15 protein-coding genes are annotated in these 13909 nt (G+C 68.0%); 6 read left to right on the top strand and 9 right to left on the bottom strand.

The window, feature by feature from the left end:
* Window positions 1-105: 105 nt before the first annotated feature.
* Window positions 106-1362 carry a glycosyltransferase gene (locus tag ACZYY4_RS05585; protein ID WP_463808548.1) on the bottom strand — a complete coding sequence of 419 codons (1257 nt, stop codon included), beginning with the start codon at window positions 1360-1362 and terminating at the stop codon, window positions 106-108.
* 20 nt (window positions 1363-1382) lie between these two features.
* Window positions 1383-2363: a glycosyltransferase gene (locus tag ACZYY4_RS05580; protein ID WP_463808547.1), complete on the bottom strand. Its 981-nt coding sequence runs from the start codon at window positions 2361-2363 to the stop codon at window positions 1383-1385.
* Between the two features lie 405 nt (window positions 2364-2768).
* On the opposite strand from ACZYY4_RS05580, the gene ACZYY4_RS05575 reads away from it, so the two are divergent.
* Complete coding sequence (locus ACZYY4_RS05575; protein WP_463808546.1) at window positions 2769-3080, top strand: STAS domain-containing protein; 312 nt, start codon at window positions 2769-2771, stop codon at window positions 3078-3080.
* On the opposite strand, the gene ACZYY4_RS05570 is transcribed toward ACZYY4_RS05575, so the two are convergent.
* Both ACZYY4_RS05570 and ACZYY4_RS05565 read right to left on the bottom strand, forming a co-directional pair.
* Window positions 3077-4381 (bottom strand): MFS transporter, encoded by a 1305-nt coding sequence (locus ACZYY4_RS05570; protein ID WP_463808967.1) that lies wholly within the window; start codon window positions 4379-4381, stop codon window positions 3077-3079. The genes ACZYY4_RS05575 and ACZYY4_RS05570 overlap by 4 nt on opposite strands.
* 67 nt (window positions 4382-4448) lie before the next feature.
* Entirely contained in the window at window positions 4449-5180 is a 732-nt protein-coding gene (locus ACZYY4_RS05565; RefSeq protein WP_463808966.1) for a cutinase family protein, read from the bottom strand.
* Window positions 5181-5366: 186 nt separating this feature from the next.
* On the opposite strand from ACZYY4_RS05565, the gene ACZYY4_RS05560 reads away from it, so the two are divergent.
* On the top strand, window positions 5367-6305 hold the full coding sequence (locus ACZYY4_RS05560; protein WP_463808545.1) for an esterase family protein: 939 nt from the start codon (window positions 5367-5369) through the stop codon (window positions 6303-6305).
* A gap of 13 nt (window positions 6306-6318) precedes the next feature.
* Here the strand turns inward: ACZYY4_RS05560 and ACZYY4_RS05555 are convergent, their stop codons facing one another.
* Together ACZYY4_RS05555 and ACZYY4_RS05550 are read right to left on the bottom strand one after the other, a co-directional pair.
* Complete coding sequence (locus tag ACZYY4_RS05555; RefSeq protein ID WP_463808543.1) at window positions 6319-6882, bottom strand: hemerythrin domain-containing protein; 564 nt, start codon at window positions 6880-6882, stop codon at window positions 6319-6321.
* A gap of 38 nt (window positions 6883-6920) precedes the next feature.
* Window positions 6921-8390 carry an aminotransferase class I/II-fold pyridoxal phosphate-dependent enzyme gene (locus tag ACZYY4_RS05550; protein WP_463808541.1) on the bottom strand — a complete coding sequence of 490 codons (1470 nt, stop codon included), beginning with the start codon at window positions 8388-8390 and terminating at the stop codon, window positions 6921-6923.
* A gap of 44 nt (window positions 8391-8434) precedes the next feature.
* Here ACZYY4_RS05550 and ACZYY4_RS05545 point away from each other — a divergent pair, with 44 nt between their 5' ends.
* Together ACZYY4_RS05545 and ACZYY4_RS05540 are read left to right on the top strand one after the other, a co-directional pair.
* Entirely contained in the window at window positions 8435-10765 is a 2331-nt protein-coding gene (locus tag ACZYY4_RS05545; protein ID WP_463808539.1) for a molybdopterin oxidoreductase family protein, read from the top strand.
* Window positions 10762-11244, top strand: a complete 483-nt coding sequence (locus tag ACZYY4_RS05540; protein WP_463808538.1) for a hypothetical protein — start codon at window positions 10762-10764, stop codon at window positions 11242-11244. The genes ACZYY4_RS05545 and ACZYY4_RS05540 overlap by 4 nt, the downstream gene beginning before the upstream one ends.
* Here ACZYY4_RS05540 and ACZYY4_RS05535 read toward each other — a convergent pair.
* Window positions 11241-11603 (bottom strand): hypothetical protein, encoded by a 363-nt coding sequence (locus ACZYY4_RS05535; protein WP_463808536.1) that lies wholly within the window; start codon window positions 11601-11603, stop codon window positions 11241-11243. The genes ACZYY4_RS05540 and ACZYY4_RS05535 overlap by 4 nt on opposite strands.
* Window positions 11600-12169 carry a type 1 glutamine amidotransferase domain-containing protein gene (locus ACZYY4_RS05530; RefSeq protein ID WP_463808535.1) on the bottom strand — a complete coding sequence of 190 codons (570 nt, stop codon included), beginning with the start codon at window positions 12167-12169 and terminating at the stop codon, window positions 11600-11602. The genes ACZYY4_RS05535 and ACZYY4_RS05530 overlap by 4 nt, the downstream gene beginning before the upstream one ends.
* A 118-nt stretch (window positions 12170-12287) precedes the next feature.
* Here ACZYY4_RS05530 and ACZYY4_RS05525 point away from each other — a divergent pair, with 118 nt between their 5' ends.
* Window positions 12288-13325 (top strand): hypothetical protein, encoded by a 1038-nt coding sequence (locus tag ACZYY4_RS05525; RefSeq protein WP_463808965.1) that lies wholly within the window; start codon window positions 12288-12290, stop codon window positions 13323-13325.
* Between the two features lie 16 nt (window positions 13326-13341).
* The gene (locus ACZYY4_RS05520) at window positions 13342-13638 is read left to right on the top strand and encodes a hypothetical protein (protein ID WP_463808533.1); all 297 of its coding nucleotides are present in this window, start codon (window positions 13342-13344) and stop codon (window positions 13636-13638) included.
* On the opposite strand, the gene ACZYY4_RS05515 is transcribed toward ACZYY4_RS05520, so the two are convergent.
* Window positions 13635-13907, bottom strand: coding sequence for a hypothetical protein (locus ACZYY4_RS05515; RefSeq protein ID WP_463808532.1), 273 nt, complete (start codon window positions 13905-13907; stop codon window positions 13635-13637). The genes ACZYY4_RS05520 and ACZYY4_RS05515 overlap by 4 nt on opposite strands.
* Between the last annotated feature and the right edge of the window lie 2 nt (window positions 13908-13909).

Genomic DNA, 13909 nt, shown 5'->3' with positions numbered 1-13909 from the left:
CCCGAGGTCCCCTCCGATGCACCCATGTTCCTCCGTTCGGTCGGGCACGGCAACAATTTTCGTCTCGCGCCCGCGAATCGGCCCGGACTAAGAATTCATCAAATATCACTCAGGACTTACACATTCAGCGATTCCCGCGCTCACCGTCGACCTCGCCGCCCGGGCCACGGTACGCGCCGGCGCCACCACCGGCAGCAACCGGTCGTACACCCGTAGCGTGTCGGCGGCGACCCGCTCCCAGCAGTATCTTGAGCGGGCACGTTCCCGGCCGGCGGCGCCGTACTTCGACGCGGCGCGCCGATCCCGCAGGATGGCGTTGACCGCGTTCGCGCAGGCGCGCGGATCCTTCGGCGGTACCAGCAGGCCGGTCACGTCGTGGACGACGGTGTCGAGCATGCCGCCCACCGCCGACGCCACCACCGGCACCCCGCAGGCCATCGCCTCCAGCGGCACGATTCCGAACGGTTCGTACCACGGTGTGCACGTCACCACGTCCGCCGAGCGCAGCAATGCCGGCATATCTTCACGGGCAACCGCGCCGCAGAACGAAACCCGTTCCGCCACACCGAGGTCGACGGCCAGCTTGCGCAATCGGCAGGCTTCCGGGACGGTGTCGAGATCCTCGGGTCCGCCGGCGACCACCAACTCGGCGGCGGGGACGGTGGTCAGCGCCTCGATCACGGTGTCGAATCCCTTGCGGGGCACGAACCGGCCGACCGCGACGATGCGACGCCGACCCGACCGGGGAGCGATCGGGCCGTGCGGTGCGAATCGGTCAACGTCGACACCGCACGGCACCACCGAGATCCGCAGCCGGTCCCGGCCCAGCCGGATCAACTCGAACGCCTCGTCGCTGCACCCGGCCGTCACCCACGTTGCCCGGCGCGCTACCCGCGTCTCCAGTCGCAGTCGCTCGGCGGGACTGGTGTTGCGATGTCCCTGGTGTCGTTGCTTGACCACGCCCAATCCATGAAACGTCTGGACCGTCGGCACCCGGCGGCGTTCGGCGGCCCGTTGGGTGGCGATCCCCGACATCCAGAAGTGCGCGTGCGCGATGTCGGGCCGTTCGCAGTCCCACTGCTCATCCAGGTACCGGCCGAACATTCCCATGTACGGCAGCAATTCATCCTTGGGCAGCCGGCGCGGCGGGCCCGCGGGCACGTGGACCACCGTGTAGCCGTGCACGGTCTCAACCCGCTCAGGCAGGTCGGGATCATCGCGACGGGTATACACCTCGACGTCGTGGCCGCGGCGGGCCAGCGTCGCCGACAATTCGGCGACGTGGACGTTCTGGCCGCCGGCATCGGCTCCGCCAAACGTGGCGAGCGGGCTCGCGTGTTCGGAAACCATGGCGATCTTCATCGCGATCCTCCCCCTGTCGGTCACCCACACTGCGCTTGGATGACCTTGTCCCACTCGCACAGGAACCGTTCGAGCCCGAAGTGTTCCGTCGCGTAGTCGCGGGCCGCCTTGCCGACCACTTCGGCCAGGTAGCGGTCGGCTACCAGCCCGCTGAGCGCCGCCCGCAAGGTGTCGACGTCGGCGCTGACGACACCCGCTTCGGGCGGCACCACCAGTGGCGTCATGGTCGAAGCCACCGCCACCACCGGCATGCCCAGGAACATGGCTTCCACCAGCGAGGGCGCCAGCGACGTCCAGCGCGCGGTGTGCAGGTAAACGCGCCGGTGCGCCAGTTCCTTCGTCAGCGGGCCGGTCCGCAGGTCGCCGTGGCCGGTGACCCCGGCGCAGCGATGTGCGGGGTCGTTGAGGTCATCGGTCCCGATACCCCAGACGTCGACCGGCGCGGCTTGTCCGAACGTGCCCAGCAGATCAGCGCCCACCGTGCGCCATCGTCGCACCGGCTCGTTGATCACGGCAGCCGCGGCCGCGATGTCACCGGTGTAGAGGTGGCCCGGGTCGGCGATCCCGGGACGGATGACCGTGGTCGGGGCACGGCCGTTGTCCCACATCAGCCGATTGAAGTCGGTGACGTGGATCAATGGGATGTCGTCGCGGTCGGCGATCGGATGCCGGCTCTCCACCACGAAAGGGCGCGGCGTGTTGTGCTCGACGTAGACGGCGGGAACGTCGATGCCGGGCCGGCGGCCCAGGATGCGTTCGGCCAGCTCCAGCTCGTGTGGGCGCTGCAGCACCACCAGGTCGACGTCCTGTTGGCGCAGCTCGCCCACCGGGACCTCCGTCGCCCGCGGCCAGTCGTGCCCGCAAAGCCCGCGGCCGTCCGGATCGCGTGGCGCGTTGACCGGAACGAGGTAGCGGTGCCCGCCCGAGACCAAGCAGTCCATCCAGGAGACGTGCACGTTCCAGATGAGCAGCGAACGCCGGATGGTCTGCGGAAACGCCATAACCGGTTGTTACCCGCGACGGTGACGGCTAAACGTCGCAGCGGCTGCCGAAGCCGTTTGCTGCAAGGGAATTCACCAGAGCACAGATTTCGAACGTCGTTACGAAATCGTTGCAGAGCGACGCGGATCGGGGTAGGTTCAGGAGCAGGTTGAGTTCACAGCCACCCGGAAGACGCGTCATCCACGCAAGCCAGGGAGGCCCACTCCCTGCTTCTCATCCGTGAGGGCATAACTCGCGTCGACGCGATCCACAGTACGAGTTTCGACTGATGGAGTACTCAAATGACTGCACTCAAAGCAGCCGGGTCGGCCTCCCCGGCGCCTCGAATAGCTACGCTGCCCCCGTCCGATACCTGGGAGAACCACACCGCCCGCTCGGTCACCCGTTGGGGACGTTCTGGGGCCGTGATCAGCGTTGACGGCGAGCTCGACGCCTCCAACTCCGACCAGCTGGCCGATTACGTGCGGCACTGTGCGACTTATTGCGAATGGCTGGTTCTCGACCTGAATAACGTGGAATTCATTGGCACGGCAGGGTTCTCGGCACTGAAGGCGATCACTGACCACTGCGCCGACGCCATGATCCAATGCACGACGGTGCCGGGGCCGGCGGTAGCCCGACTGTTACGAATCTGCGATCCCGCCAACACTTTGCCGACGACGGCGTCGGTTTCAGAGGCGCTCGGCAGCGTGCAGGGGCTCCGGCGGGTCCGCTAAGCCTCTCGTCCCTCGACCAGCTCGCGGGCCCGCGCTTCGCTCTCCACCGCGGGCCCCGAGCCGGGCAATCGCCGGCCCGCCACCTCGGGGGTGAACGCCAGCGCCAGAGCGCCGATCGCCCCGGCTGCGATCAGCAGGTAGGCCGGCGCCATCGGCCCGACGTTCGAGACCAATGCCTCGGCGACCAGCGGCGTGGTGCCGCCGAACGCCGACACCGAGATGTTGAAACCGATGGCGAGCGCGCCGTAGCGCACCCGGGTGGGGAACAGCGCCGGCAGCGTCGCCGGCAGGGTGGCGTCGAAGCAGAGCAGCATCGCTCCGATCAACAGCAGCCCGACGAACGCCACCGGATAGCTACGGGCGGAGCGGATCAGCATGAACGCAGGCACCGACAGCGCCAGCAACATCGCTGATCCGGCAAACAGTACCGGTTTGACGCCGATGCGGTCGGACAGCCGCGCCAACGGCACCACGGTGGCCATCATCACCAGCAGCGTCAGCACGATCAGCAGCAGCCCGGTGGTGGACGGAATCCGCGCGGTGGTCTGCAGATAGGTGGGTAGATATCCGGTGAGTAGGTAATCGGTGACGTTGTAGGTCAGCACCAAGGCGATGCAGAGCGCCAGGGGCCGCCACCGTCTGGCGGTGCGGCGCAACTGCTCTGCGACAGAGTCGTCTTCGTCGTCTTCGCCGCCGTTGGACTGCTGGTAAGCGGGTGACTCCTCAAGGCGCAACCGCAGATACAGGGCGGCCAGCCCCAGCGGAGCGCTGAGCAGCAACGGGATTCGCCACCCCCAGCTGAGCATGGCTTCCTCGGGCAGCCAGCTCTGCAGCCCGGTCACCAGCGCACCGGCAACGACATAACCGGCCTGCGAACTCAGCGGCAGAAACCCTGCCATCATGCCCCGCTTGTTGTCCGGGGCCTGTTCACCGACATAGACCATCGCGCCGACGTACTCGCCGCCCGCGGAAAAGCCCTGCACCATGCGGGTCACGATGAGCAGGATCGGCGCCGCGACCCCGATGGCGCGGTAGTCGGGCAGCAGCCCGGTGGCGGTGGTGCCGAGCGTCATCAACACCAAGGTGGTAACCAGCACCCGTTTACGTCCGATCCGGTCGCCGAGCGGACCGAAGACCAATCCGCCGAGCGGGCGCATCGCGAACGCCGCGGCCAGCGTGGCGAAGGCGCCGATCAGGCTGCCGGCGCCCGGAAAGAACACCCGCGCAATCGTGGTGGCGAGGTAGCCGTAGACACCGAAGTCGTACCACTCCATGAAGTTGCCGATGGCGGTGCCACGAATGGAGCGCCGGACTTCCGCGGGATCGGCGACCCGGATCTGATCACGCCGCCAGCGCCGGCGACGGCGGTTACGGCCGGCCAGCGTCGATCCCAGTCGATCCCAGTCGATTCTGCAACTGCCGGGCGGCGAAGTCGGCCCCTTGTTCGACCATCGTTGCGTCGTCACCGGCATAGCTGTCGTGCGCGGCGAAGCTGAGCCCCTCGGAGCAGACCGCGTCCTCCGGCGCGCACACCTGCAGAGTCTTGGCCTGGTATGTCGGTCCGATCGCGATTGCGGGCTCTTTGAGGAACTTCATCGCCCGCTCGTTGGGCATCGCGAACAGCACGACCGCGGCGACATGCTCGGCGACGTCCGGAGCCAGCGGCTTGGGCACCGTCGCCGGGTCGACACCGTCGGGGACCTGCGCCGAGGTGACGAAGCCCATCACCGCCGCGCCCTGGGAGTAGCCGCCCAGCACCATCTTGGTTCGCGGACACGACGTCGCCCGGGAGACGACATGAGCTCCCGCGTCGCGAACCCCGTCGACACCGGTGTCCCAGTTGTCGGTGGCCGGGTAGTTGACCGGGTAGACGGACAGCGGACCAGAGCCCAGCCGCGTATTCAGCGCGTCGGCGAAGGCCTGCCCGGTGGGTCCGACGCCGGGAGGCTCACCGGTTCCGCGCGCGAACACCAACTCGGTATCGGGACACGGCTGGGCCGTCACGACGGGAACGCCTGGGGTGAAAAGGATCGCGGCACCGACAATGGATGCCGCGATCGCCAGAGGGCCAAAGCAATAACGGGAGTCACGCGCGGACATGTCGGTGTAGGTGCCCACCGTGGGCCCGGCTCAAACCCGCCCTCGCAAACTTTTTTCAGCACCTGTGCCTGGACAACGGTCCCCCACTTTGTTATGACAAGAGGGTCAGGTGTCTGTCGACGTCTCCCCTCTCGCGCACCCGGCCGACAGGCCTGGGCTCTCGGGTCTGCGCGAAAGGGGAGAACAATGTGGAATAACACGACGCACCGGCTGCGCCGGGTCACACAAGCCGCGGCGGCGGCGTTACTGCCGGGACTGATCGGTCTGGGCGCGGCCGCGCCACCGGCCGGCGCGGCAGGGCCGGAGTTCCTCTCCGTGCCCTCGCCGAGCATGGGCCACAACATCACCGTCGAATTCCAGGGCGGTGGAGCACCTGCGGTCTACCTGCTCGACGGCCTGCGCGCCCGTGAGGACCGAAGCGGTTGGGACATCGAAACGCCGGCCTTCAACGAGTACAGCGGTTCCGGAATTTCCGTGGTGGCACCCGTGGGCGGTCGCTCCAGCTTCTACACCGACTGGTACGGGTCGGCCAACGGCCAGACCTACAAGTGGGAGACCTTTCTGACCAGTGAGCTGCCGAACTTCCTCTCCGGCAAGGGCGTGCGCTCGACGCGCAACGCGGTGGTGGGTGTCTCCATGTCCGGATCGTCGGCGCTGATCCTGGCGGCCTACCATCCACAGCAATTCGCTTATGCCGCCTCGCTTTCGGCACTGCTGACAGCGTCCAGTGGCAACGGGCCGACGCTGATCGGCATGGCGATGAACGACGAGGGCGGTTTCAACCCGCAGGACATGTGGGGACCGACCGGCAGCGCGGGCTGGCAGCGCAACGACCCCACCGTCCAAGCCGGACGCCTGGCGGGCGCCAACACCCGGCTATGGATCTACAGCGGTAACGGCAGCCCGTCGGAGATAGGCGAGGGCAGCCTGCCCGGTCAGGTGATCGAGCAGATGGTCATGCAGAGCAACAACGCCTTCCGCGACGCCTACACCGGCGCGGGCGGACACAACGCCACGTTCAACATCGACACCAGCGGGGTGCACAGCTGGGGCTATTGGAACGCCCAGCTGGTGGCGATGAAGCCGGACATGCAGCGCACGCTGGGGGCCGGAGGGCAAGCCTGACGGGCGAAACCGATCAAGAGTCGTAACCCAGGATTGCGTCGCGGGCCCGGTCCACCATCGAGGCGAACGGCCCGACGAACGCATTAGCCAGCGCACCCTCGGCTCCCGGGTGCGGCCTGGTCGGGGCGATCGCCTCGGCGAGCTTGACCGCCCGTTCCAGCAGCTGTAACTCGGTGTCACCGAGTTCTGCACGCAGCCGGGCGAACTCGTCGCGTTCTTCATACCCGGCGTGTTCGATGACGTCGTCGCGCAGTTCCCGCAGCTTCTCGGTGAAGAACTCCGAATCGACGTCGACGTCCTCCAACTCCCCCAGCGCCGACTTGGTCTGCCTCTCCTCGGCCAGCCGCGCCTTGATCAGCTCGCCGCCGCCGTCGAGCTCGTGCGCGGCTCGCGGGTGCACGATCTCCTCTTCGGCGGTTTCGTGCACGGCCAGCAGGCGGCGCAGCCGCACGAACGACTCTTCGCGTTCGCCGCCGGCAGCCAGCAGTGTCTCATCGAAGAGCGTCTTGATCCGCTCATGCTGCGCGGTCAGGAAATCGACCACGCCGACCGGGGTGCGCAAAGACGTCTGTGCCATGGCTACCGGCTACCCCACCCGGGTGCCGGCAAAACCCGTCAGGCCACCACCCGGAAGTGCTCGAGCGAGGAGTCGGCGGCGTCGGGCAGCGCCATCCCGGCCGCCAGTCCGGAGCGCAGATAATCGATGACAGCCGCGTTGAGGCGCTCGCCGGGCACCACCGCCGGCACCCCGGGGGGATACGGCGTGATCTGCTCGGCCGCGACACGTCCGGCGGCCGCCGATGCGGGGACCATCTCGGTGCGGCCGAAGAACGCGTCGCGTGGCAGTTGCACGCTCTCCAGTTGCAGCTCCTGCGGTGTCGGCAGCCGGATCGGCGATGGCGGATCGAACGATGTTGCGGCGCTGCGCCAGTCACTCAAGGCATCCAGCAGCCGGTCGGCGGAGCGGTGGTCGTCGGCGAAGGACATGGTGGCCAGAATTCGCCGGTGATCGGCCAGCCCCACGTCGAGGCAACGGTATTCACGCAACCAATCCCTGGCCTGGTAGCCCGACGTTCCGGTCGCCGACACGTCCACCAGCACCTGCATTCGATCCAGGTCGTGGGAGGCCTCTGCGCCCAACAGCACATCGTCGAGCACCCCGACATCGGGTAGTGCGTTGATGCGCTGACGCACCTCGTGCGCCAACTCCAGTGCAGCACCCAGCAATTCGCGGCCGTGTTGCGCCATCTGGCGGCGCCAGCCGTCCAGCGCCGCGTAGATCGGCACGCTGGGGCTGGTGGTCATCAACAGGTCGGCGCACGCGGTGAGTCGCTCCCGGTCGATGAGATCGCCCTGGACGTGGTAGACCGAGCCCTGCTCGAACCCGGCGCCCATCTTGTGCACGCTGACCACGCAGACGTCGGCGCCGGCGTCCATCGCCCAGGTGGGCAGGTCCGGGTGGAAGGGCAGGTGCGCACCCCAGGCTTCGTCGACAATCAGCGGTTTGCCGCGCTGATGGCAGATCTCGGCGATGGCGGCCAGGTCCGCGCAGGTTCCGTACGGCGAGGGGCTGACGATCAGCGCGCCCGCGGCATCGGGATGTTCCTCCCACGCGCCGGCAACCCGTTCGGGGGACGGCGGGTGGCTGAAGTGCCGCTCGGCGTCCCAGCGCGGGGTGATCCAGCGCGGCTGGATACCGGAGAAGATCAACCCGCCGACAATCGATTTGTGGCTGTCCCGCGGCAGCAGCAGCCCGCCGTCGGCGCCACCGGCCACCGCCATCATCGCGGCGCGCACGGAAAGGGAACTGCCGCAGGTGGAGAAGAACGCCATCGAGGCACCGACCGCGTCGGCCATCAGCTTCTCAGCGTCGGCCAGGAAGTCTCCGCGTGCTTCCCAGTCGTCCATACCGCCGCGGGCGAGCACATCGGCACCGAACAGGTCGGCCCCCAACGCCTCACGCACGGACTCGTCGGCGCCACGCCCCCTGCGATGCCCCGGCGGGCTGAAGCCGTACCGGTCTTTGCGCTGGTAGTCGGCCAGGGCTTCCAGGACAGGTGCTCGGCGGTGATCCGTATCGGCCATATCGGCTAGGCATACCCAGGACGAGCAGCGGGTAACCGGCTCTCATGACCGACCGCATCACCGAGCCATGGGGTGCGCGTACGCCGTACGCCGCCGGGCAGCGGTGGCCCGATCGGGTGGACACCGAGCTCACCGACGGTCTGAGCGTCGACGAAGTGGACTGGGCGCAGTCCGCCGCGGTGCTGCATTCCAACGGCGACGGCATCGACATCGCCTCCCACCACGGCCGGATCGTCGGGGTGCGAGGCCGCCGCATCGACCGGGTCAACCACGGGCGGGTGGACCCGAAGGACCTGTTCGGCTGGCAGGCCAACAACTCGCCCGATCGGCTGACGGTGCCGCTGGTGCGGGATGGCGCACGACTGGTCGAATCCGATTGGGACACCGCGATGAATCGGATCGTGTCGACGACGCAGGCGCTGCTGCGCGACATCGGCCCCAGCGCGATCGGCTTCTATACCAGCGGCCAGCTGTTACTGGAGGAGTACTACACCCTCTCGGTGATCGCGCACGCCGGGCTGGGCACCAATCATTTGGACGGCAACACCCGGCTGTGCACGGCCACCGCAGAGTGGGCGCTGAAGGAGACGTTCGGTTGCGACGGCCAACCCGGTTCCTACACCGACGTCGATCACGCCGACGTGATCGCGCTGTATGGCCACAATGTGGCCGAGACCCAGACCGTGTTGTGGTCACGCATGCTGGACCGGCTGGCCGGCGACGACCCGCCGCAGATCATCTGCGTTGATCCGCGCGAAACCCCGGTCGCCAAAGCCGCGACCGTGCATCTGGCGCCGGTCCCCGGAACTAACTTGGCGTTGATGAACGGCCTGCTGCACGAGGTGATCGCGAACGACTGGGTGAACCACGACTACATCGCCGCGCACACCGTCGGCTACGACGACTTGGCGGCGTGCGTTGCGCAGTATCCACCGGAACGGGTGACGAAGATCTGTGACGTGACGGTCGCGGATCTGCGCCGCGCCGCGGAGATCATCGGTCATGCCGAACGACTGTTGTCGACTGTGCTGCAGGGCTTCTACCAATCCCACCAGGCGACCGCGGCGGCGGTTGCGGTCAACAACCTCAACCTCATCCGCGGCATGCTGGGCCGCCCCGGCGCCGGTGTGCTGCAGATGAACGGTCAGCCGACCGCCGAGAACACCCGGGAATGCGGCGCCAACGGCGATCTGCCGGCCTTTCGCAACTGGCGCAACGACGCGCATGTCGACGAGCTGGCCCGGCTGTGGAACGTCGACGCGGCGCAGATACCGCATTACTCCGATCCCACCCACATCATGCAGATGCTGCGTTTCGCCGAGCAGGGCACCTTGCGGATGCTCTGGATCAGCGCCACAAATCCGGCGGTGTCGCTTCCGGAGTTGCGGCGCATCCGGCGCATCCTCGGGCAGTCGCGGCTGTTCGTGGTGGCGCAGGACATCTTCGCAACCGAGACCGCCGAACTCGCCGATGTCGTGCTGCCGGCCGCGGCATGGGGCGAGAAGACCGGAACGTTCACCAATGCCGACCGCACCGTGCACATTTCCGAGAAAGCCGTCGATCCACCCGGGCAGGCCCGCCCCGACCTGGAGATCTTCTGCGACTACGCCGAGCGGATGGAGTTCGCAGACCGCGATGGCGCCCCGCTGATCTCCTGGAAGGACCCCGAGTCGGCATTCGCGGCCTGGCAGCGCTGCAGCGCCGGCCGTCCCTGCGATTACACCGGGTTGAGCTATCCGAAGCTGCGCGGCGGCAGCGGAATCCAATGGCCCTGCAACGCCGAGAGCCCCGAAGGCACCGAGCGTCTCTACACCGGTGGCGAGTTCTTCAGCAGACCGTCCTATTGCGAAAGCTACGGCAAAGATCTTGTCACCGGAGCTTCCGTCGAGGCAGCCGAGTACGGGGCGGCGAACCCCGACGGCAAGGCGATGTTGCGAGCCGCCGGCTACACCCCGCCGCATGAGCAGCCCGTCGACGATGATGAGCTGTGGCTGACCACCGGCCGAACTGTCTATCAGTTCCACACCCGCACCAAGACCGGTCGCGCACCGCAACTCAACGACGCTGCCCCGCAGGTATGGGTGGAGTTGTCGGACGGTGACGCCGAACGCCGTGGGATCCGCGACGGTGACATGGCCGAAATCCGTTCGGCGCGCGGCAGTGTGAAGGCACGCGCGCGGGTGGGAGGCATCCGCGACGGGGTGGCGTTCCTGCCGTTTCACTATGGGTATTGGGACACCGACGGGGCAGGCCACCATCGCGCGGCCAACGAACTGACGATCACCGACTGGGACCCGGTGTCCAAGCAGCCACTGTTCAAGACCTCGGTTGTGCGCATCAGCCGAAGCACCGACGCAGACCGGAGTGGCTGGTGAAACTCGACTTGACGCTGCGGGAGCTGCACCGCTCCGAAACTTCGCTAGGCAGTCGGTTCCGCCGGGTCGGCCAGCGACACAAGGCCGATCACGAAGTCTTCCATCTCTGCGCCGATCTCGCGGAATGGTCCGACGAGCACGTTCACCGGCTCGCGCAGGCCGGGCAGAGCCGCGGGTTGCACCTGGCCAAGTCGCCGCCGCGGGTCGGGCGGCTGTTGTCGTCGCTGCGGCAGACGACCAGCGTGGTACTCGGTCGGCGGCCCGAGCCGGGTCTTCTGCTGCTGGCCGACCTGCGCAGCCTGCATCTGCACGCCGCGGCGGTATCGGTGGACTGGGTGCTGCTCGCCCAGGGCGCACAGGCTGCCCGCGACGGCGATCTGCTCGAGCTCGCCTCGGCGTGCCACCCGGAGACGCTGCGCCAGCTGAAGTGGGCCGACACCATGCTCAAAGAGCTTGCGCCGCAAGTACTGGTGTCTTAGCGCCGGAAGGCGATGACCAGGGCCAGCAGGTCCAGACCCAGCAGCACCCAGCCGATCAGCGGAACCACGAATCCCCGCCGGCGTCCCGCCGTCCAGAACGAGGCCAGGATGGTCAGCGCGGCGATGACCGGCGCACCGTAATAGAGGATGCCGAAAACCACTCCGCTCGGCCCGAGATCCGGACACTCGGCCGTGCTACAGGCGGCAGTGCTCATCACCGCGCCCGTCGCGAACATCATCACCAGGGCGGCCCCGGCGGCGGTCAGCAGGGCCGTCGCCCAGTTGACCCAGAGCCGGGCGCGATGGTCGTCGGCACTGTGGTCGGTCTTGATCGGTACCGGCATCGGTTCTCCGGTCACAGCGCCACCTTCCGCGCTGCCAGCTCACCGACCAAAGCGTCGCAGAAGGCCGGCAGGTCGTCGGGCTTGCGACTCGACAGCAGGGTCGACGGACCGGAGTCGCAGCGCACCAACGGCTCGTCGACCCAGTCGCCGCCCGCATTGACGATGTCGGTGCGCAGGCTCGGCCACGACGTCATCCGACGCCCGGCGACGACCCCGGCTTCCACCAGGGTCCACGGGCCGTGACAGATCACCGCGACAGGCTTCCCGGCGTCGAAGAACTCCCGCACGAACGCCACCGCCCGCCGGTCGGTGCGCAACTGATCCGGATTGGCCACCCCGCCCGGCAACACCAGTGCGTCGAAATCATCCGCTGAGACGTCGTCGACCACGTGATCCGGGTCGAATTCGTCGGCACGGTCCAGGTGGTTGAACGCCTGAACCGGCCCCGGCTTCGTCGACACCAGCACCGGGGACGCCCCGGCCTTGGCAACCGCACGCCACGGCTCGGTCAACTCGATCTCCTCGACACCTTCGGGCGCCACCAGAAATGCGACCCGTCGGCCCTCTCGCGATCCAGGCATCGACCTCCCCTTTCATTACGGACACCTCCTGCCATACCCGATGACCCGGCCGAACAAACGGCCGCGGATCGCGCAATTGGTTCGTGTAGCCGGTGGCAACCGTGGGTATGCCGCCGAGATGAAATGGTGGGGGTGGTGTAGCGCGGCAGCCGTGGGCGTGCTGGCCTGCGCCGGCTGCTCGGCTCCGGGACGCTCGTTGCAGAGTGCGCCCGAAACCGCTTCGGTACCGGTGCAGACACCGCTGCGCGCCCCGGTGTGGTCGTACCGGACCGGGTCACTCATTGCGCTCACCGACGACGGGCGGTTGGCGGCGGTCGATCACCCCGACAACCCCGGTGCGGTGACCACCCGGCTGTCCGCCCCGCTGGGCGCCGGGCGCAACGTACAGATCAGCCGCGCCGACGACCGGACGGTGTTCGTGCCGCAGCCCGGCCGCGGCCGCGTCGCCGCGGTCGAATTGCCCGGCCTGAAGCAGGTCGGCGACATCGACGCCGGGCCGGCCCCGGGCTACCTCTCCGAAGATTCGGGCATGCGGGTGCTGCTCGCGCTCTCCACCGACGGGTCGACGGTGACCCCGGTCGAGGAGCTCGGTCTGCGGAGACTGCCGGCGACCCCGGTGGCCGCGAACGCCACCGGCGTCGTCGACGGCGCCAACCGGGGACGTGCGATCGAGTTCCACGTCTACGGACCGGACGGTCTCTCCTATTACAAGGGGCCGGCGTCGCCGCCGGAGCACCGCGGCCGCTACGACGCCCAGGTCTCGGCGGCCGCCGGAGACGGCACCGCCGCGAGCCGGGTCTATCTGGCCGACGCGAGCGGCGACACGCTGTACGCCGTTGAGAGCGCCCGCAGCGGGCACGGTTTGCAGGAGATCGGCCGCTCGCCGGTCTCGTCGCCGATCCGCTATCTGGGCTCCGACGACACTCGGGTGTATGCCGCCACCGACACCGACGTGACGATCTTCGAGGCGGCGACTTTCACCGGCTACCCACACGGCAGCATCCCGGTGCTGCGTGTCATCGACTACCGGGCCGGTCTACCGTCCGGGCCGGCCCGGTCCGCACCTCTGTCCGGCATGGCGATCGGACCCGACCGGGTGTATCTGACCTTTCGGGGCCAGCCGGTCGTGGTCAGCGTCGCCAAGCCCCGACTGTGAGAACGGGAGGTTTCGATTGAGGACGACCGAGCGGGTCGGCATCGACGATGACGTCGCGGTGCTCACCGAGCAGATCCGCGCACTGCGGGAGCTGGGGCAGCGCGAGCAAGTCGAGGACGAACAGATCTATGACCTGAGCATCCGGTGGGGCACCGCGCTGGCCGGGCGGCTGCGCCGGCTGGCGCACTACCACGGCCGCGGCCTGCTCGACGACGACGCCGAAGCCCGGTTTACCGCGGTGTGCGACGAGTTGCGCGACGTCGCCGATCTGGTGGAACGGTTCGGCCTGGCCCGCCCGGAGTTGCCCGGTTAATCGCAGAATTCCTTGTACCGCAGTCGGATCGCGGTCCGTGGCTGCGGGCAGGACGGGTTACGGCAGGTCAATGCGACGAGGTAGACGTCGTCGTCTTCGTCGAGGAACAAGAATCCCAGGTACAGCGCCTGGCCGATCGCGAACTCCGTTCCATCGCAGGCGGCGCAGTGTCCGCCGCGCACCGTCACCAGTTCCGACACCCGATCGCGGGCCGGCTGGTTCAACGCGATCAGTTCCGGGCGGGTGGCTGTCTGCGCTGTGGCGGTCACGT

The sequence above is a fragment of the Mycobacterium sp. IDUB_21 genome, from assembly GCF_055419425.1.
This window is presented reverse-complemented; position numbering and strand designations above follow the sequence as displayed.

Excerpts from the sequence above, each read along its gene's own strand:
- ACZYY4_RS05525 (WP_463808965.1), top strand. The coding sequence starts at position 12,288 with ATGAAATGGTGGGGGTGGTGTAGCGCGGCAGCCGTGGGCGTGCTGGCC.
- ACZYY4_RS05550 (WP_463808541.1), bottom strand. The coding sequence starts at position 8,390 with ATGGCCGATACGGATCACCGCCGAGCACCTGTCCTGGAAGCCCTGGCC.
- ACZYY4_RS05585 (WP_463808548.1), bottom strand. The coding sequence starts at position 1,362 with ATGAAGATCGCCATGGTTTCCGAACACGCGAGCCCGCTCGCCACGTTT.
- ACZYY4_RS05530 (WP_463808535.1), bottom strand. The coding sequence starts at position 12,169 with ATGCCTGGATCGCGAGAGGGCCGACGGGTCGCATTTCTGGTGGCGCCC.
- ACZYY4_RS05545 (WP_463808539.1), top strand. The coding sequence starts at position 8,435 with ATGACCGACCGCATCACCGAGCCATGGGGTGCGCGTACGCCGTACGCC.
- ACZYY4_RS05580 (WP_463808547.1), bottom strand. The coding sequence starts at position 2,363 with ATGGCGTTTCCGCAGACCATCCGGCGTTCGCTGCTCATCTGGAACGTG.
- ACZYY4_RS05560 (WP_463808545.1), top strand. The coding sequence starts at position 5,367 with ATGTGGAATAACACGACGCACCGGCTGCGCCGGGTCACACAAGCCGCG.
- ACZYY4_RS05565 (WP_463808966.1), bottom strand. The coding sequence starts at position 5,180 with ATGTCCGCGCGTGACTCCCGTTATTGCTTTGGCCCTCTGGCGATCGCG.
- ACZYY4_RS05555 (WP_463808543.1), bottom strand. The coding sequence starts at position 6,882 with ATGGCACAGACGTCTTTGCGCACCCCGGTCGGCGTGGTCGATTTCCTG.